Genomic DNA, 18,156 nt, shown 5'->3' with positions numbered 1-18,156 from the left:
TTTTAAACGGCTCTTTCAGCCGATTGTCATTCCGCCGCTTCGCGGTGAACCTCGATGCCCGCCAGATATTTTTCCGCCTCGAGCGCCGCCATGCAGCCAAGCCCGGCCGCCGTCACCGCCTGCCGGTAGACGTCGTCGGTGACGTCGCCGGCGGCGAACACGCCGGGCACGTCGGTGCGGGTGGAATCAGGCGCCGTCCACAGGTAGCCGTTCGGCTTCTGCTTCAGCTTGCCCGCGAAGAGCTCGACCGCCGGCGCATGGCCGATCGCAACGAACACGCCGTCGACCGGCAGCTTCGATTCCTCGCCGGTCACCACGTTGCGCAGCGTCAGGCCCTCGACTGAGGGCGGCAGCGGCGCCTTGCCCGGCCGTCCGGTGATCTCGTCGACGACCGTGTCCCAGATGACGCGGACATTGTCCTTCTTGAGCAGTCGCTCGCGCAGGATGCGCTCGGCGCGGAAATCGCCGCGCCGGTGGATGACGGTGACGCTCTTGGCGAGGTTCGACAGATAGAGCGCCTCCTCGACCGCCGAATTGCCGCCGCCAACCACCGCGACGTCCTTGCCGCGATAGAAGAAGCCGTCGCAGGTGGCGCAGGCCGAAACGCCGAACCCCATGAAGGTCTGCTCCGACGGGATGCCCAGCCATTTCGCCTGCGCGCCGGTGGCGATGATCAAGGCGTCCGCGGTGTAGACGGTGCCGGAATCGCCTGTGGCGCGGAACGGCCGCACATTGAGATCGACCTCGGTGATGATGTCGTTGATGATGTCGGTGCCGACATGCTCGGCCTGCTTGAGCATCTGCTCCATCAGCCAGGGACCCTGGATCGGATCGGCGAAGCCCGGATAGTTTTCCACGTCGGTGGTGATCATCAATTGGCCGCCCTGCTGCAGGCCGGCGACCAGCATCGGCTTCAGCATGGCGCGCGCGGCATAGACCGCCGCCGTGTAGCCGGCCGGGCCGGAACCGATGATGAGAACGGGCGCATGTTTGGTGTTCATGAAAGTCCCCTGCGGCGCGCAGCCGTGGTTTGTCGCGGCTAATGTAAGTGTTGCCCGTGAGACCAGCAAGGCAAGTTGGCTTTCGTCCCCGGAAAGCTTCGTTCCTCGCATATCGGGCATATCGCCGCCCCTCACCGATGCATGTAATCCGGAGGTATGCGCGGCTCTGGCATCACCGCATGCATCAAAAGAAGGAGAAAATCATCGTAAAGGGATGGCCTCCCAGGCGAAACCAAATTACAAAATCGCGAAAGATTCTTGCGCGAAAGCCGTCCATGCCGCTCAAAGCCGATCTCGATGCCATCGACTGGAAGATCCTGCGCGAGCTGCAGGGTGACGGCCGCATGACCAATGTCGAATTGTCCAACCGGGTCGGCATTTCGGCGCCGCCCTGCCTGCGCCGTGTCAGGCGGCTGGAAGAGGCCGGCTTCATCCGCGGCTACCGCGCCCTCCTGAATGCGCCGGCGCTCGGCATGGATGTCGTCGCCTTCTGCCTGATCGGCTTGCATCATCAGGCCGATGCCGAGCTGAAGACCTTCGCCGAGCGCACGCGCGGCTGGCCGATCGTGCGCGACGCCTGGATGGTTTCGGGCGAATCCGATTTCCTGCTGCATTGCGTGGCGAGCGACCTCGGCACCTTCCAGACCTTCGTCATCGAGGAACTGGCTTCGGCCCCGAATGTGGACACCGTGCGTACGGCCTTGACCATCCGCCGCGTCAAGGATGAAGGGCTGGTGGCTTTTCCAACTTAATGTGCCGGCTTCCAGAAATTCGCCCGCGCGAACAAGGCCTTAGCACCGGGTTTTGAATCAATCCGCGATCAGAGCGACCGTATCGCGGCAAGCAGTCCCTCAAGGTCCGTGGTGTCGCGGAACCGCGAAACCGAAAGCCCGCTTATCATCGAGGCTTCGCCGTCGACGAGCCAGCCACGTATGAGGCCGGCGCGCCGACCAGCTTCCATGTCGGCCGGCTTGTCGCCGACGATCAGCGATCGCTTTAGGTCGAGGCCGAGGCGGCGCCCCGCCTCGAGCAGCATGCCCGGATTGGGCTTGCGCATCGGGTGATCGGTAATGGCGAGAGGACCTGAACCGGCTTCGTGGTAGGCGCAAGCCAGCACCATGTCGACAAACGCGTTTTGCTCGGCCAGCAGCTCGAGCACGCGCCCGTTGACCCGCGCGAACGCGTCCCAGCCGAAATAGCCGCGCGCGATGCCGGACTGGTTGGTGACGACAACGACCGGAATACCGTGCTCGTTCGCGGCCTCGATGACCGGCGCGATGCCGTCGCGCAGCACCATGGTCGCCGGAACGTCTGGATAGCCGGTATCGACATTGATGGTGCCGTCGCGATCGAGGAACAGCGCCGGCCGGCCGGCCGGAAACGTCCTGTCACCGACCCGCTCGACCCAAAGGCCCGGCCCGGCCAGTGGAAAGCCGTCGCTTTCAGCCATTGCTGAGACGCGCTTCGACAGCCTCGCACAGATGGTGATAGAGGCACAAATGCCCCTGCTGAATGATCGGCGTCGAGGTCGACGGCACGTTGAGCAGGATATCCGTCAGCGGCTTGAGCTTGCCGCCGGTCTCGCCGGTGAGGCTGATAACCGTCATGCCCATCGCCCGCGCCTGCTCGGCGGCGGCAAGGATGCTCGGCGAATTGCCGCTGGTGGAAATGGCGAGCAGCACCGCGCCTTCCGATCCATGCGCCTCGACCTGGCGCGAGAACACGGTGTCGAAGCCGTAGTCGTTGCCCCAGGCGGTCAGCACCGCGGCGTTGGCCGGCAGCGCGATGACGTTATAGGCCTTGCGCTCCTTCAGGAAGCGGCCGACCAGCTCGCCGGCGATGTGGATGGCGTCGCTGGCCGAGCCGCCATTGCCGCAGATCAGCAGCGCCTTGCCTTGCGACAGCGCCGTCACCACGGTGCTCACCGCGCGTTCCATCTCGTCGGTGAGGTCGCGCTCGACCATCGCCGATATCGCCGCCGCGGAGCGGACCAGGTAGTCGTTCAAATCTGACATGAGATCCTCAGTTTGCGGCACGCAGCTTGCCGATCGTGTTCGTCGTGCTCTTGCCGGCGACGAGATCGACCAGCACCACGCGCCCGCCCGCCTTCTGCACCACGTCGGCGCCGACCACGGTCTCGACCGTGTAATCCGCGCCCTTGACCAGAATGTCCGGCAAAAGCGCCTCGATGAGCTTCAGCGGCGTGTCCTCCTCGAAGACGACGACGGCGTCGACAGAGGCAAGTGCCGCCAGCACGCAGGCGCGGTCATGCTGGTTGTTGACCGGGCGCCCCGGCCCTTTCAGCCGGTGCACCGAGGCGTCGCTGTTGAGACCGAGCACCAGCCGGTCGCACTGGCTGCGCGCGGCATGCAGCAGGCTGACATGGCCGGCATGCAGGATGTCGAAGCAGCCATTGGTGAAGCCGACGGTCAGCCCCTCTTCCTTCCAGGCAGCGACCATCCTGGCCGCGGCATTGAAATCGAGGATGGCATCGGTATGAGCCGTCGGCCCGTGCGAGCGGAACAGCGCGCCGGATAGCTCCTCGACGTTGAGCCGCGCCGTGCCGCGCTTGCCGACCACGACACCGCCGGCCGCGTTGGCGATGACCGCCGCATGCACCCGGTCGGCGCCGGCGGCGAGCGACAGCGCGAAACTCGCGATGACCGTGTCGCCGGCACCGGAGACGTCGAAGACTTCGCGCGCCTGGGTGGAGATGTGGCGGGCGTCCTCGGCGGAGACCACGCTCATGCCCTTCTCGCTGCGCGTGGCGACGATGAACTCGAAATCATGCGTGGCGATCAGGTCGCGCGCCGCCGCCACGATCTCGTCATCGCCGAAGACCTTGCGCCCGACCGCCTCGCCAAGCTCCTTGCGGTTCGGCGTCACAGCCGTGGCGCCGGCATAGCGCGCATAGTCGCGTCCCTTCGGATCGACCAGCACCGGCTTGCCGGCATCGCGGCAGATTGCGATCAGCTCGCCGGCGACGCCGTCGAGCAGGATGCCCTTGCCGTAATCGGAGAGGATGACGATGTCGGCGCGGCCAAACGCCGCCTGGAAATGATCGATGAGCTTCGCCCGCTCGGCCCCGGTGAGCGGCTTGATCTCTTCCTCGTCGAACCGCAGCACCTGCTGGTTGAGCGCGCTGAAGCGGCTTTTCGACGAGGTCATGCGGTCCTGGCGCTGCAGGAGCCCGTCGGTATCGACGCCGATCTCGCTGAGCATGCGCATCAGATTGTCGCCGGCCTGGTCGGCACCGATCACCGAAACGGGAATGGCGGCCGCGCCCAACGAAACGATGTTGGAGACGACATTGCCGGCGCCGCCGATGTTCAACGCCTCGCCCTTTCCACGCAGCACGGGAATGGGAGCTTCCGGCGAGATGCGCTCGATCACCCCGCTGACGAAACGGTCCAGGATGAAATCGCCCACCACCAGCACGGTGACGTCGCCGAACCGGGCGATGGTGCGATGCAAAGGTTCCGGAGAAGGCAGATGGTGCTTGATCATCTCGCTCGAGCTATGCCTGAAGACGGCCGGACTTGATTAGATTTCAGCGCCGGAATTGTGGCGCGGGCTGTTCAAAGCGATGCCGATATACCGCAATTCGGGCGAGCGCAACGGCAGCCCGGCGCGGACCTTAGCCGGAGCCGGGTTGGCAATCAGCTTCTCTGCAGGGCGACGTGGACGCCGAGGCCGACCAGCACGGCGCCGCCCGCGCGCTGCATCAGGCGCTGCGCGCGGCCCGAGCGCCGCAACCGGGCGATCATCGCGCCGGCAAGGAATACGCACATGACGTCGGCGGAGGAGAACATCAGGTTGACGATGGTTCCAAGCACGACGAACTGCAGCCAGACCGGAAACGCCGCCGAAGCATCGATGAATTGCGGCAGGAACGCCATGAAGAAGATCGCCGTTTTCGGATTGAGCACCTCGACGGTGATGCTTTCGAAGAAAGCGCGACGGGCCGATTTCCGCTCGATCAAGGGCAATTCCGTCTCGCCGTCCGCGCGCTTGCGGAAGAGAGACACGCCGAGCCAGATCAGATAGAGCGCGCCGACGAGCTTGACCGCAAGATAGAGCGGCGGCACCGCGTGAAACAGGACGGACAGTCCTGCGGCGGCCGCGAAGACATGCACATAGCCGCCGAGATGGATGCCGAGAGCCGCCGTCAGCCCCGACCAGCGGCCGCGCGCCATTGTCTGCGCAGCGGCGTAGAGCATGGCGGGGCCAGGGATATAGGCGAAGACCGCGGTGGTGGCGAAAAAAGCGATGAGCAGTTCGGTCGACGGCATCTTGTCCCTCATGATCCGGTCGCAGCCTGTTCAGTCCGCACGCGGGATGGCTTTGGATTGACCTTTGCGGACAACCGCAATGAAAGCAGCCATGACTTTCTTGTGGAATGACGGACTGAACGCGCCGATGCGCGCGCCCGGCTCGAAATAGGCTGACGATTCCAGGATATCGTGATTGTATTCGTCGACTATGACCCAAAGAGGAATAGGGTCAAGGCCGGCGCGGCGGCGTTCGATTTCCGGAACGGAAACGGCAACACGATCGCGACCCGGTTGCGTAGAGGTGATTGCGAGGATGAAGAGGTTCGTGCCGCCGGCTTTCCCGGGAAGGACGGCCACGAAGGCAACGGGCCGTCTCTTGCGGCCTTCGGTCTCGCCGTCTCCATGCTGCCGATACCAAAGATATGGATATCGCCAGACGTCGGCGGCAGCCGGCTTAATCACGATCCAACTCCGCAGCGTACTCCTCAAGCATCTCGACATGGTCTGACGGAGCATCCTTGGCAGCGTAAGCGCGACGGCTGTCGTTGGCAAAGCGAGCCTCGTAGGCCTCGATGCTCATTAGGACATATCTCGGCTTGTTGTGACGGGTAATGGAGACAGGCTGCTGGCTCGCGGCCGCAAGCACGTCACCGAGATTTTGTTTCAGATCAGTAGACGGGTATTGCTTCATGAAGTCCTCCATCTTGTACAAAATAGGCAAAACAGACGAAATAGACAAGCTCAACGACCTAAGACGGGACGATGCCTGCTTTGTCGACAGCCCGACTGGCCTCCCCTATAAGAGCCGGAATCGCAAGCAGCAGAGGCCATCATGATCATCGTCACGGGCGGCGCCGGCATGATCGGCTCCAACATCGTCGCCGCTCTCAATGCCGAGGGCCATGACGACATCGTCGTCGTCGACGATCTCACCGACGGCCACAAGATCGCCAACCTTGCCGACCTTCGCATCGCCGACTATTTCGACAAGGACGATTTTCTCGCCCGGCTCGAGGACGGCGCGCTCGGTCGCATCGAAGCCGTCTTCCATCAAGGCGCCTGCTCGACCACCACAGAGTGGAACGGCAAGTTCATGATGGAGGTGAACTACGCCTATTCGAAACGGCTGCTGCATGCCTGCCTGAAGCTGCGCGTGCCCTTCCTCTACGCCTCGTCGGCTTCGGTCTATGGCGGCGGCAGCGAGTTTCGCGAAGAGCCCGAGTTCGAGCGTCCCCTCAACGTCTATGCCTATTCGAAGAAGTTGTTCGACGACTACGTCCGCCGCAACGTCTTCGATACCGATCATTCGCAAGTGGCGGGCCTGCGCTATTTCAATGTCTATGGGCCGCGCGAGGCGCATAAGGGCGCCATGGCCTCGGTCGCCTTCCATCTGTTCAACCAGGTCGAGCGTGGCGAAAACCCGAAGCTGTTCGGCGCCTATGGCGACTTCGGACCCGGCGAGCAGAGCCGCGACTTCATTCATGTCGGCGATGTGGCCGACGTCAATCTGTGGCTGTGGAAGCGCGGCGCGAGCGGCATCTTCAATTGCGGCACCGGCCGCGCCCAGCCGTTCCGGGCGATTGCCGAGACGGTGATCGACACCCTGGGCAAGGGCGAGATTGAATTCATCCCCTTCCCCGACCATCTCAAGGGCAGCTACCAGAGTTTCACGCAGGCTGATATGTCCCGCTTGCGCGCGGCCGGCTACAATGGCCAATTCCGCACAGTCGAAACCGGCGTCAGGGACTATGTCGAATGGCTGAAGGCCCAACGATCCTCGTGATCGGCCCACGCTGGGTGGGCGACATGGTCATGGCGCAGTGCCTGTTTGCGGCGCTGAAGGAAAAACATCCGAACGCGGCCATCGACGTGCTGGCGCCGGCATGGGCGGCCCCGCTGGTCAAGCGCATGCCCGAGATACGCAGCCAGATCGACTTTCCGTTGATGCCGGGAGCGCTCGAGTTCCGCAGCCGCAGGCGCTTCGGCCGCCTGCTGCGCGGCCGCTACGACATGGCCTATGTGCTGCCGGGGAGCTGGAAATCGGCGCTGATCCCGTTCTTCGCCCGCATCCCACATCGCGTCGGCAATCTGCGCGAGATGCGCTACGGCCTGCTGACGGATGTCGTGCCGCTGCCGGAAGCGCTAAAACGGCGCACCGCACGCGCCTATTTCGGCCTCGCGCGCGGCGGCACTTTTCGCGCGCCGCGTCTTACCGTCGACAAGGCCAATCAGGCCGATCTGCTGGCGCGCCTCGGGCTGACCGGGAAGAAATTCGTGGCGCTCATGCCCGGCGCCGAATTCGGCCCGGCAAAACGCTGGCCGAGCGATCGCTATGCTGGGCTGGCCCGGGACATGATGGCCAAGGGTTTGAGCGTCGCGCTGCTCGGCTCGAAGAACGATGCCGACGTGACCGGCGAGATTGCAGCCCTTGCGCCAGGCGCAATCGACCTTGCCGGCAAGACGCGGCTGGAGGATGCCATCGACCTGATCGCAGCGGCGAAGCTTGCGGTCTCGAACGACAGCGGGCTGATGCATGTCGCCGCCGCCGTCGGCACGCCGATCGTTGCCGTCTATGGTTCGACCTCGCCGGAAAACACGCCGCCGCTCAGCGAGCGCTCCGAGCTGATCTGGCTGCATCTGTCCTGCTCGCCCTGCCATAAGAAGGTCTGCCCGCTTGGCCATCTCAACTGCCTGAACACGCTCGATGTCGCGCGCGTCACCGCCGCGGCCGACCGCTTGCTCAAGGTTCCGGCAGCGGCATGAAAGTGCTGATCGTCAAGACATCGTCAATGGGCGATGTCATCCACACTTTTCCCGCCATCGAGGACGCGGTGCGCCATCGTCCTGATGTCAGTTTCGATTGGTGCGTGGAGGAGCCGTTTGTCGGTATCGTGGCTCTGCATCCGGCGATCGGCACCATTCACAAGGTGGCGGTCCGGCGCTGGCGCAAGCGGCTTCTCGACGGAGCCACGTGGCGCGAGATGACCGGACTGCGCGGAGCGCTCCGCGCCTCCCGCTACGATCTGGTCATCGATGCGCAGGGCTTATTGAAATCGGCCTTGGTCGCGATCCAGGCCGGCGCGCCGATTGCCGGCTTCGATCGGGCGAGCGCCCGCGAGCCGTCGGCGACGCTGTTTTATCGACACAGATATGCGGTGCCGCGCGACCTGCACGCCATCGAGCGCACCAGACGGCTGTTCGGGCTGGCGCTTGGCTATCAGCCCGACCTGTCGACGCTTCGCTCAGGCATCGTGCCGCCGGCGGGCAATCTCCCTAGCATCAAAGGCAGAGCCGCCTTCCTGCTGCACGGCACCAGCCGCGAGGACAAGAAATGGCCGATCGAGGACTGGATCGAAACCGCGCGCCGATTGACCGACCGGCAGTTCACACCAGTGGTCACTTGGTCGAATGAGGCGGAAAAGAATGTGGCGGAAGCCGTTGCCAGTGCGGTGCGAGGGACGGTGCTGGTTGCGAAATCGCCGCTCGCGGATGTCGCCGCGATCCTTGGCCGCGCGGCGCTGGTCATCGGCGCCGACACCGGCCTCACCCACCTCGCCAGCGCCTTCGGCCGGCCGACGGTCGCCATTTTCCTGGCGACGGAGCCAGGTCTCACCGGCCCGCGCGGGCCTTTCGCATCGACCTTGCTTGCGCCTGCGGGCGGCAGGGTCACGCCGGCTGAGGTGATGGTGGAGGCTGAGCGGCTGCTGGCGCTCAGTTCAAAGGCGCCAGCGTGAGGACTTTTTCAGAATTCGCTCTGGCGAGTCGAATGGCGTAGTTTTCGAGAACCGGAGCGGAGCGTACTTAAAGTACGTGAGCACCGGAAGCGCAGAAAACTACGCTAGTCGGCCGCCAGAGTAGAATTATCAAAAGGTCCTCAGATAAACTGCACCTGGACGATCTCGTACCCTCGGGCGCCGCCCGGAGCATTGACCTCGATCGCGTCGCCGACTTCTTTGCCGATCAGCGCACGCGCGATCGGCGATGAAATCGAGATACGGCCCGACTTCACGTCCGCTTCCTGGTCGCCGACGATCTGATAGGTCTTCTTTTCCTCGGTGTCCTCGTCGACGAGCACGACGGTCGCGCCGAACTTGACCTTGTCGCCGCTGAGCTTGGAGACGTCGATGACCTCGGCACGCGCGATCAGATCCTCGAGCTCGTTGATACGGCCTTCATTGAGGCTCTGCGACTCTTTCGCCGCGTGATACTCGGCATTTTCGGACAGGTCGCCATGCGAGCGCGCTTCGGAAATCGCCTCGATGATGCGAGGCCGTTCCTCCTGCTGGCGCCAGCGAAGCTCTTCCTTCAATGACGCGAACCCCTCGCCTGTCATCGGGACCTTGATCATAGCCTGACCTTTCTGCCGCCACCCCCGTTTTCGGGAGGGACCTTGTCAATAGGTACAAAAAGAAAACGGTCCGGCAGCCTCGGGCTAACGGAACCGTCTCACCACAATTTCCCTGAATATAGCGATCTTTGCGCGATTTTCACGCCCAAAAATTGAAGTTCGGCAAAATGATCACCGCTTTCGCGGGTCCGGGCTGACGGCGAGCAATAAAAAACCGGCTGCGATTGCCCGCAGCCGGTTCGAGAGGCTTCGAGCCCTGTTCAGCTCCTCAGGAAATGATCGATCTGCTCGGACAGCATGCCGTATTCGCGCGAGCCCTTGCCGGTCCGCTTTTCGATTTCCTGGAGCTGCTGCTGCGCGCCGGCGAGATCGCCGATCTGCAGATGCGCCTCGCCGAGATATTCGCGCACCAGCGTGTAATTCGGGTCGATCCGCAGCGCTTCCTCGTAATAGCCGAGGCCGACCGTGACGCGGCCCGAATGGCGGTGCGAATAGCCGAGATAATTGAGGATGCGCGGATCCTGCTTGTTGGCGGCGAGCGTCAGCACCGAAATCGCTTCGTCATAGCGTCCGGCCATCGCCAGATCGTGACCGGCCTCGTAGATGCTGTCGTCGTCCAGCATGCCATATTGCGGCTTTACGCATTTGTTCTTCTTCTTGTCCCAGACCTCGCCCTTCTTGCAGGTGGTGGTCGTCTGGCCACCGCTACTGCCGCCTTCACCAGCCGCAAAAGCCGGCGCAACGAACAGCGGCAGCGCCGCAATAGCCATGACCTGAACAAGCAAACGTCTGCGCATCGAAGCCTCCGTGAGTGTGACAATGCCAGATTAACGCCGCCTTGGCGCGGTTTCATCCCGAAATGCGGGCGACTACCGAACTATTTTGAACGGGCCGGACAGAAGCCGATAGCTGCGGACGTGACGCGCGCTTTAATTCCGCTATCATCGGACCAAGCGCATCACGTGGAGAAGGACCGTGCAGCAGCGCCTCGAGAAGGAGTGGGAACTTTCGATCGATCCGGACACGGTGCGCCTGTTCATCCTCAAGGCGAAGGCGCTGAGTGCTGCCGTCAACGAGGACTATGATGACGGCGCTGAGCACGAGGTCGAGTTCGACGGCGACACACATGACAGCCACCATCATGACGGCCTTGTCGAGGAAGCCTCGGAAGACCTGACCGGGGAAGAATTGCGCGAGCTGATCAACGATCTCAATATCGACGAAGCGGCCGAGCTCATCGCGCTCGCCTGGGTCGGGCGCGGTGACTATGAGGCATCCGAATGGACGGACGCGGTGGCCGCCGCCAGGGAGCGCCCCAGGAAGCGCGTGGCCAAATATCTGCTCGGGCTGCCGATGCTTGCCGACTGGCTGGAGGAAGGCCTTGAAGCCATCGGCGCGTAACGCGCCGGTAACCGATTGTGATCGGCAAGGCAGCCGATACAGGCAACTTCGCACCGCGACCGCCGTTTCCGGGCGATGGCAACGCTGAGCCTTTCACGACTTTGCAGATTGGCGCTGCCTGTGGCGGCTGCGATGTTGCTGGTTACGCCGGCCATAGCCAAGCATCATCATCGGCATAAAAGACACCTGCCGCCGGCCAGCCAGAGCGCCGCTCCGGCTCCGGAAACGCCGCCGGCGACCCCGGTTCCAGGGTCGCGTCCGCAAGACCTGGAGAACGGCACTGAGAAGTCCGGGCAAGGCAAGCCGCGCGCGGACGGCAGCGACGACTTCCTCAACCAGCAGAAATCGCATCCGAAATGGGACGCCCGTCCGCCGCGTTCGAAGAGCGCTCAATCCGCGCCGCGAACGGAAGCCGAGCCGCAGACGCCGGATGTTATGCCGACGCCCCCGCAGAAGCCCACCGAACTGGAGCCGGAGCCGCCCGAAACCGCGCCGCAGCCAGCGGAGAAACCCGAACCGCCGGGCGAGGAAAAGATGCTTCCCGATCCGCGCTCGGCCGACATGCCGGCCGAAACGATGCCGGCGGAAGAAACCGCGTGCCGCGAGCGGCTGAAGGTGCTGGGCGTCGAGTTCGAGGAGCACAAGGCCGAGCACGATGCGGAAATCGGCTGCTCGATCCCCTATCCGATAATTCTGAAAACGCTCGGCAAGTCCATCGGCATCAGTCCCGGCACCGAGCTCAACTGCCAGATGGCCGAGGCGGCGGCGCGCTTCATGGCCGAAATCGTCCAGCCCACGGCAAAGGCCGAGCTCGGCGCCGATTTGAAGTCGATCGACCAGGGCTCGGCCTTTGTCTGCCGGCCGCGCAACGGCACCCGCAAACTGTCCGAACACGCCTTCGGCAACGCGCTCGATATCGCCAGCTTCACCTTGTCGGACGGGAGGAAGATCGAGGTCGGGCCGACGCCGCCGGAGAAGGACGCAAAATTCCTCGACGCGGTGCGCAAGGCTGCCTGCGGGCCGTTCAAGACGGTGCTCGGACCAGGCGCCGATCCCGACCACGCGCTGCATTTCCATCTGGACCTGGAACCGCGCCGCCACGGCGGAACCTTCTGCCAGTAGGTGAATTCCGGAAGTCTTGCCCGTGCCAAGCCAAGCACAGCGCCGCAATTCCGCCCCATGCGTGAATGCCGGCGCTGATCTTTCCTTTACTGTTGGCGGTTAATCTTGTGCCATTCGGGGACAAGGACGCCTTTCAATGGCTCGAAGACTTGGCGCTATGCTGGCAGCGGCGCGACGGAGCAAGCGTGCGCGCATCACGATCGCCGGGCTGGCCGCGGGCGTCGCCATGGCGGCGATATCGGCCTGCACGACCGGCGACGTCTTTGCGCTGCAGCCGGCCGTCGATGTCGGCAGCCAGACGGCAGCCGTGCCGCAGCCCGATGCGCCGCAATATTCCGGCATGCAGCGTCTTGTTCCGTCCAACCCCTATATGACGCAGGCCGCCTATCCGCGCATGGACGAGCCGATGTCGTCTCTCGAGCAGATGCCGGCCAGCGAGATCGACTGCCGCAACGAGCTGAAGCGGATGGGTGTCGTCTATCAGGATGTCCAGCCTATCCATGAGGGCCAGTGCGGCATCGATTATCCGGTAAAAATCTCGGCCATCGGCAATGTCGCCATGACGCCCGCGGCGACGCTGACCTGCAACATGGCCGCAACCTTTGCCGCCTGGACGAAGAACGAGCTGCAGCCTGCTGCCCGCTGGCGCTATTTCTCCGGCGTCAAGGCGATCCACCAGGGTTCCAGCTATTCCTGCCGCAACATCGCCGGCGAAGGCGTGCTGTCCGAGCACGGCAAGGGCAACGCCCTCGACGTCATGAGCATCGAGCTCAACAATGGCGACGACATCGACGTCCGCAAGCCCGGCCTGTTCGCCTTCCGCACGCGCGGCTTCCTCAACAATGTGCGCGCCGACGGTTGCGAGTATTTCACCACGGTGCTCGGCCCCGGCTACAATTACGACCACCGCAACCATTTCCATTTCGACATCAAGAACCGCAAAAGCGGTTACCGCGCCTGCCGCTAGTCTAGATTAGCCTTGGGCTTCGGTGGCAGCGATGATCTGCCGGGCGACCAGATCCTGGATATGCCAAAGATTTCTGTCGCGGATCCCGCTTTCCTCCAGCTTGGCGACCGTCCGGAAAAGATATTGCGCCGAGGAGCCCCAATGCCCGGCGGCGCGCGCCAGCGTGTGCGCAACCTGCTCCAACGCCAGCCTGCCGGCATAAGCCCTGCCCTCGGGCGCGGCGACAAAAGCCAGCGCACGCAATGGCCCGTCCCTGGTCCGGAGCTTGATCCAGCATGGCACGTTGGTCGGCGGGTTCGCATCTATTTCGCGACGAAGCAGATGGACGATCTGCCCCTGATGGTCCTCCGCCGGCAGCCGATAGGCGATGCCGTTGCAGCTGCCTCCCCGGTCGAGCGCCATCATCAGCGCCGGCAATTCACGCGTTCCGCGCCAGCGTGTCAGCTTCAGGCAAAATGAACGGTGCCAACCCAGTGCCGTCGCCTGACGCTGCTCTTCATAGATGAACTCTGGATTCCAGATCAGCGAGCCATAGGCAAAGACCCAAAGCGTCTCAGGCCGATATTGCGCAAGCAGCTGTTCGGCCAGACCGTCAAATTCAGCGTCGCTATGCTCGCTTGTTCCGGGCTCGGGACCGGGATCCGGCTCCATGCGCTCGACCCTCGCGACAAGCTCGGCAGTCAGCGCCATTTTCCCGCGGCCTGTCTTTGTCGGTTCCATTCGCTGCACCCCGGTCAAGCGATAATCGATGGTAGACGGTCTCCAGATCGCTGGCCATTGATTTCCCGTGATTGTCGCGCAACACATGCCACACGGGATCGAGCGGCGTTCATGAGCCACAGAAGTTTGAGACGACGCGCGGTGATCTGGATCGCGGCTTTCTGCGCCTTCTACGTGATGCTCGCCTATCTCGCCGCGCCGGAATTCTGGACCTGGCGGGAGCGCGGCTTCCGTACCCGGCCCTTCGAGATGGTGACGCATACGCCGCAGGGCATTCCCGGCGATCCGATCAATGTCGGCCTGATCGGCACCGAGAAGGAAGTTGTCCACGCCTTCGCGGTCGCGGGCTGGGACACGGCCGATGCCGTGACGCTGCGGACCGCGATCGACATCGGCGAAAGCGTCTTGTTTTCCCGCCCCTACCCCGATGCGCCGATGAGCCGCCTTCTGTTCGAGGGCCGAGCCCAGGACCTGGCCTTCGAGAAGCCGGTCGGCGACAGCGCCGACCGGCGCCACCACGTCCGCTTCTGGCAGACTGACACGGTGGGCGACGGCCGCCCGCTCTGGCTGGGCGCCGCGAGCTTCGACCGCGGCGTCGGCCTCAGCCACGATACCGGCGCCGTCACCCACCATATCGGCCCCGACATCGACGCGGAGCGCGACTTCCTGATCGGCGATCTGAAGGCCGCCGACCTGCTGGCCTCCACCAGCGAGATATCCGGGATCGGCGCCACCAAGGCCGGACGCAATGGCGGCGGCGATCCCTATTTCACCGACGGCATGGCCATTATCGGCGTTCTGAAGACGCAGCAGTGACGGCGCACCCGTCCCGCGCGCGCTGACGCCGAAGGTGCGCGTCGTGGTCGACGCGCTTGTCGGGCATTTTTCGTCGCCGCTTTGGGATGCCGCCTGAACAGCGCGCCTGTCATGTTCCAAAAATACCAGCGGGCTATTTTCGAACGCACTGCAGCAATGCTATTGACCGCCCATGCTATATGTTGAAATCGCCGTCGTGGCCGTCCTCATTCTGGTGAACGGCCTCTTGTCGATGTCGGAGCTAGCCATCGTCTCGTCGCGGCCCGCCCGCCTCAAGGCGATGATCGACCGCAACGTCAGGGGCGCCGGCCGCGCGCTGGCGCTCGGCTCTAACCCCGGCAAATTCCTGTCCTCGGTGCAGATCGGCATCACCCTGGTCGGCGTTCTCTCCGGCGCCTTTTCGGGCGCCACGCTCGGCGAAAGGCTGGCGCAATATCTGGCGTCGACCGGCATCCGCGAAAACATCGCCGATCCTGTCGGCGTCGGCATCGTCGTCGCCTTGATCACCTATGCCTCGCTCATCGTCGGCGAGCTGGTGCCGAAGCAGATCGCGCTCAAGGATCCGGAGCGCGTCGCCGTCAGAGCCGCGCCGGCAATGACCATCCTCGCCACCTTCTCGGCGCCGCTCGTCTTCCTGCTCGACCTCTCGGGCCGCGCGGTGCTTTGGCTGCTTGGGCAGGCCGGCGAGACCGAAGAGAAGGTCACCGACGAGGAGATCAAGATGCTGGTCGCCGAGGCCGAGCATCACGGCACCATCGAATCCGATGAGCGCCGCATGATCGCAGGCGTCATGCGCCTCGGCGACCGCGCCGTGCGCGCCGTCATGACGCCGCGCACCGAGGTCGACTGGCTGAACCTGCAGTCAGACGACACGGCGGTCAAAAAACTTCTGATGGATACCCAGCACTCGCGGCTGCCCGTCGGCGACGGCAATGTCGACGCCATGGTCGGCGTCATCCAGACGCGCGACGTGCTGGCCGCCCTTCTGGCCGGCAGGGTGCTGGATCCGCGCCAGCATGTGCGCGCCGCCCCCATCGTGCATGATCAGGCCGACGCGCTCGATGTCCTGCAGAAGCTGAGGGAATCGGACGTGCCGATGGCCCTCGTTCACGACGAATACGGCCATTTCGAAGGCATCGTCACCCCGGCCGACATCCTGGAAGCCATCACCGGCGTGTTCCGCTCCGACCTCGAAGCCGGCGAGGAGGAAAACGCCGTCAAGCGCGAGGACGGCTCCTGGCTGCTCGCCGGCTACATGCAGGCCGACGAGATGGCCGAGGTGCTTGGCATCGACCTTCCCGAAAACCGCGACTACGAAACCGTCGCCGGCTATGTGCTGTCGCATCTGCATCATCTGCCGACCACCGGCGAATGCGTCGACGCGCAAGGCTGGCGTTTCGAGGTGGTCGACCTCGACGGCCGCCGCATCGACAAGCTGATCGCCACCCGCCTGCCCGAGGGCCACCGCCCTGTGGCGCGCTGAGGACGAAATTTATGTGGTAACCAACTCGCCGTCAGCTTTGCGGCGGGAGGCGCCCAGTCTGCTTTTCGGCAGGCCCACCAACAAGCTGCCGCCCCCGACCGTACAGGGTCGCCGGATAGAGAAGGCGCAGATAGCGTTTCGATCATTCCGTCTCATCCGCCGATATAGGCCGCCAATTCGTCAGGGGTTCCCTTGGGAAAGGCCTGCTTCAAATAGTCGAGGAACGCCGATACGCGGACGCTGAGCAAGCGTCGGGACGGATAGAGCGTCCATAGGGCGATGTCCGGGCCGTCGACATCGCCCCAATGCACCAGCGTTCCAGCAGCCAGATCGTGACTTACGAGCGAGATCGGCAAACGTCCGGCGCCGACGCCCGCCCGGACGGCATCGCGGAACATCAGGAGCGACGAAAGGCGAAGGACTGGCTCAATCGCGATGCGTGATCGTCCGGTCGGCGTCACGATGTCCCAGGCGGCAACGCGCTCGCCGGATTCCCGCACGACGGCCGGAACGGCGAGATCGTCGGTCGGTCTGGCGAGGCCCGGACTCGCGACCACCACCAGCCGGTCGCGCAGGAACACCCGTCCGACAAGACTTTCATCGGGCTCAGGATTGACCCGGATCACCAGATCGTACCCCTCCTCGATCATATCGACGGCCCGGTCTTCCGTCGTGACCTCGAGCCGGATTTCCGGATATTTCAGCGCGAACCCGGCGGCCAGCTTCCCCATCGCAGTTTGGGAGAAGAGCAGCGGTGCGCTGATCCGCAGCCTGCCCCGCGGCGTGTGTCCGCCCGAAGCGATCGCCGTCGCGGTTTCGTCCAGTTCGGTCAGCAACGCTCCCGTCCGCTCGAAGAGCGCCCGTCCTTCCTCGGTGAGCTTCAGCGCGCGCGCCCCGCGCTCGAACAGACGCAAGTCGAGGGCGGCCTCCAGTTCCGCGACCCGGCGAGACAGGGTCGCCTTCGGGCGCCCCGCGGCGCGCGCCGCCCTTCCAAACCCTCCGTGCCGGGCAACCAGATTGAAATCAGCGAGGGCGAGAAGGTCCATCTGTTCCAACATTGAGACGCTGTGTCCAAATATAGCGCCTATCGGTTCGAATGTGGATCACTCATTTACGGGATGTCCTTTGACCCAAACCCGGAGTGAACCCCATGACCATTCTCGTTACCGGCGCGACCGGCAATGTCGGCAGCCAAGTCGTCAACCAACTCGTCAAGCGCGGCGCCGATGTCCGTGCGCTTGTCCGCGACCCTTCGAAGGCGAACTTCCCTGCGAACGTCGCCGTGGTGCAGGGCGACCTGATCGACGTCGATTCCCTGCGCAGCGCCTTCTCGGGCGTTTCCACCCTATTTCTGCTCAATGCCGTGGTGCCCGACGAATTCACCCAGGCGCTGATCGCGCTCAACTTGGCCCGCGAGGCAGGCATCGAACGCATCGTCTACCTGTCGGTGATCCACGGTGAGCTTTACGCGAACGTGCCGCACTTCGCCGGCAAGCTCGCGGTCGAGCGGATGATCGAGCAGATGGGCGTCAACGCCACCATCCTTCGTCCGGCCTATTTCATGAACAACGAGTTCATGATCAAGGACGTGATCCTCAGCTATGGCGTCTATCCGATGCCGATCGGCAGCAAAGGCTTGGCAATGGTCGACGCGCGCGACATAGCCGAGGTCGCGGCGATCGAGTTGCTTCGCCGCGAGCAGACCGAAATTGCCCTCCCGCTCGACCGGATCAACCTCGTCGGTCCCAACACCCTGACCGGCACGGATGTCGCCGGCATCTGGACCGAGGTCCTGGGCCGCCAGATCGCCTATCCCGGCGAAGACCTGGCAGGCTTCGAACAGAACCTGCGGCAGTTCATGCCGGGTTGGATGGCATTCGACATGCGCCTGATGGGCGAGCGCTTCATCAGCGAGGGCATGATTCCCGACGCTGGCGACGTCGACCGCCTGACCAAGCTGCTGGGCCGTCCGCTACGCACCTATCGCGACTTCGCCGCAGAAATCGCTGCCTCGGCCTGACGCC

21 protein-coding genes are annotated in these 18,156 nt (G+C 64.0%); 10 read left to right on the top strand and 11 right to left on the bottom strand.

Features of this window, described 5'->3' with window-relative positions:
* Positions 1-26 precede the first annotated feature (26 nt).
* A complete protein-coding gene (trxB, locus tag LB526_RS06595; RefSeq protein WP_224626895.1) occupies positions 27-1,001 on the bottom strand; it encodes a thioredoxin-disulfide reductase in 975 nt (324 codons plus the stop codon).
* Between the two features lie 275 nt (positions 1,002-1,276).
* Between trxB and LB526_RS06590 the strand changes: the two genes are divergently transcribed.
* A complete protein-coding gene (locus LB526_RS06590) occupies positions 1,277-1,753 on the top strand; it encodes an Lrp/AsnC family transcriptional regulator (RefSeq protein WP_224626892.1) in 477 nt (158 codons plus the stop codon).
* A 68-nt stretch (positions 1,754-1,821) separates the two neighbouring features.
* On the opposite strand, the gene LB526_RS06585 is transcribed toward LB526_RS06590, so the two are convergent.
* The 6 genes from LB526_RS06585 to LB526_RS06560 form a co-directional block, all read right to left on the bottom strand.
* Positions 1,822-2,451 (bottom strand): D-glycero-alpha-D-manno-heptose-1,7-bisphosphate 7-phosphatase, encoded by a 630-nt coding sequence (locus LB526_RS06585; protein WP_224626890.1) that lies wholly within the window; start codon positions 2,449-2,451, stop codon positions 1,822-1,824.
* The gene (locus tag LB526_RS06580) at positions 2,444-3,016 is read right to left on the bottom strand and encodes an SIS domain-containing protein (protein WP_224543137.1); all 573 of its coding nucleotides are present in this window, start codon (positions 3,014-3,016) and stop codon (positions 2,444-2,446) included. The genes LB526_RS06585 and LB526_RS06580 overlap by 8 nt, the downstream gene beginning before the upstream one ends.
* Positions 3,017-3,023: 7 nt before the next feature.
* Positions 3,024-4,508, bottom strand: coding sequence for a D-glycero-beta-D-manno-heptose-7-phosphate kinase (gene rfaE1 / locus LB526_RS06575; RefSeq protein ID WP_224626889.1), 1,485 nt, complete (start codon positions 4,506-4,508; stop codon positions 3,024-3,026).
* Positions 4,509-4,660: 152 nt separating this feature from the next.
* Positions 4,661-5,293, bottom strand: a complete 633-nt coding sequence (locus LB526_RS06570) for a LysE family translocator (RefSeq protein ID WP_224626945.1) — start codon at positions 5,291-5,293, stop codon at positions 4,661-4,663.
* Between the two features lie 30 nt (positions 5,294-5,323).
* Positions 5,324-5,737 carry a hypothetical protein gene (locus LB526_RS06565; protein WP_318012559.1) on the bottom strand — a complete coding sequence of 138 codons (414 nt, stop codon included), beginning with the start codon at positions 5,735-5,737 and terminating at the stop codon, positions 5,324-5,326.
* Entirely contained in the window at positions 5,730-5,966 is a 237-nt protein-coding gene (locus LB526_RS06560) for a type II toxin-antitoxin system Phd/YefM family antitoxin (RefSeq protein ID WP_217575619.1), read from the bottom strand. The genes LB526_RS06565 and LB526_RS06560 overlap by 8 nt, the downstream gene beginning before the upstream one ends.
* Before the next feature lie 141 nt (positions 5,967-6,107).
* On the opposite strand from LB526_RS06560, the gene rfaD reads away from it, so the two are divergent.
* Genes rfaD through waaC form a run of 3 tightly spaced genes read left to right on the top strand, consistent with a single transcriptional unit; the run spans position 6,108 to position 9,009 of the window.
* The gene (gene rfaD / locus LB526_RS06555) at positions 6,108-7,058 is read left to right on the top strand and encodes an ADP-glyceromanno-heptose 6-epimerase (RefSeq protein ID WP_224626885.1); all 951 of its coding nucleotides are present in this window, start codon (positions 6,108-6,110) and stop codon (positions 7,056-7,058) included.
* The gene (gene waaF, locus LB526_RS06550; RefSeq protein WP_224626883.1) at positions 7,031-8,038 is read left to right on the top strand and encodes a lipopolysaccharide heptosyltransferase II; all 1,008 of its coding nucleotides are present in this window, start codon (positions 7,031-7,033) and stop codon (positions 8,036-8,038) included. Before rfaD ends, waaF begins: the two co-directional genes overlap by 28 nt.
* Positions 8,035-9,009: a lipopolysaccharide heptosyltransferase I gene (waaC, locus tag LB526_RS06545; RefSeq protein ID WP_224626881.1), complete on the top strand. Its 975-nt coding sequence runs from the start codon at positions 8,035-8,037 to the stop codon at positions 9,007-9,009. The genes waaF and waaC overlap by 4 nt, the downstream gene beginning before the upstream one ends.
* A 140-nt stretch (positions 9,010-9,149) precedes the next feature.
* Here the strand turns inward: waaC and greA are convergent, their stop codons facing one another.
* Together greA and LB526_RS06535 are read right to left on the bottom strand one after the other, a co-directional pair.
* On the bottom strand, positions 9,150-9,623 hold the full coding sequence (gene greA, locus LB526_RS06540) for a transcription elongation factor GreA (RefSeq protein ID WP_095766573.1): 474 nt from the start codon (positions 9,621-9,623) through the stop codon (positions 9,150-9,152).
* Between the two features lie 260 nt (positions 9,624-9,883).
* Positions 9,884-10,420, bottom strand: a complete 537-nt coding sequence (locus LB526_RS06535) for a tetratricopeptide repeat protein (protein WP_095766572.1) — start codon at positions 10,418-10,420, stop codon at positions 9,884-9,886.
* Between the two features lie 178 nt (positions 10,421-10,598).
* On the opposite strand from LB526_RS06535, the gene LB526_RS06530 reads away from it, so the two are divergent.
* From LB526_RS06530 to LB526_RS06520, 3 genes are all read left to right on the top strand, one after another.
* Entirely contained in the window at positions 10,599-11,024 is a 426-nt protein-coding gene (locus LB526_RS06530) for a DUF3775 domain-containing protein (protein WP_095766571.1), read from the top strand.
* A 132-nt stretch (positions 11,025-11,156) separates the two neighbouring features.
* Positions 11,157-12,146, top strand: a complete 990-nt coding sequence (locus tag LB526_RS06525; RefSeq protein WP_224626879.1) for an extensin family protein — start codon at positions 11,157-11,159, stop codon at positions 12,144-12,146.
* 136 nt (positions 12,147-12,282) lie between these two features.
* Complete coding sequence (locus tag LB526_RS06520; RefSeq protein ID WP_224626877.1) at positions 12,283-13,113, top strand: extensin family protein; 831 nt, start codon at positions 12,283-12,285, stop codon at positions 13,111-13,113.
* Between the two features lie 6 nt (positions 13,114-13,119).
* Here LB526_RS06520 and LB526_RS06515 read toward each other — a convergent pair whose 3' ends face one another.
* Positions 13,120-13,803 (bottom strand): gamma-glutamylcyclotransferase, encoded by a 684-nt coding sequence (locus tag LB526_RS06515; RefSeq protein ID WP_224626876.1) that lies wholly within the window; start codon positions 13,801-13,803, stop codon positions 13,120-13,122.
* 141 nt (positions 13,804-13,944) lie between these two features.
* Here LB526_RS06515 and LB526_RS06510 point away from each other — a divergent pair, with 141 nt between their 5' ends.
* Both LB526_RS06510 and LB526_RS06505 read left to right on the top strand, forming a co-directional pair.
* Positions 13,945-14,649, top strand: coding sequence for an LssY C-terminal domain-containing protein (locus tag LB526_RS06510; protein WP_224626873.1), 705 nt, complete (start codon positions 13,945-13,947; stop codon positions 14,647-14,649).
* Positions 14,650-14,821: 172 nt separating this feature from the next.
* Positions 14,822-16,132 (top strand): hemolysin family protein, encoded by a 1,311-nt coding sequence (locus LB526_RS06505; protein WP_224626871.1) that lies wholly within the window; start codon positions 14,822-14,824, stop codon positions 16,130-16,132.
* A gap of 152 nt (positions 16,133-16,284) precedes the next feature.
* On the opposite strand, the gene LB526_RS06500 is transcribed toward LB526_RS06505, so the two are convergent.
* Positions 16,285-17,178, bottom strand: a complete 894-nt coding sequence (locus LB526_RS06500) for a LysR family transcriptional regulator (RefSeq protein ID WP_224531371.1) — start codon at positions 17,176-17,178, stop codon at positions 16,285-16,287.
* Between the two features lie 104 nt (positions 17,179-17,282).
* On the opposite strand from LB526_RS06500, the gene LB526_RS06495 reads away from it, so the two are divergent.
* Positions 17,283-18,152 (top strand): SDR family oxidoreductase, encoded by an 870-nt coding sequence (locus LB526_RS06495; RefSeq protein WP_224626869.1) that lies wholly within the window; start codon positions 17,283-17,285, stop codon positions 18,150-18,152.
* Positions 18,153-18,156: the final 4 nt, after the last annotated feature.

Source organism: Mesorhizobium sp. CA6, assembly GCF_020165035.1.
Classification (GTDB): Bacteria; Pseudomonadota; Alphaproteobacteria; order Rhizobiales; family Rhizobiaceae; genus Mesorhizobium.
This window is presented reverse-complemented; position numbering and strand designations above follow the sequence as displayed.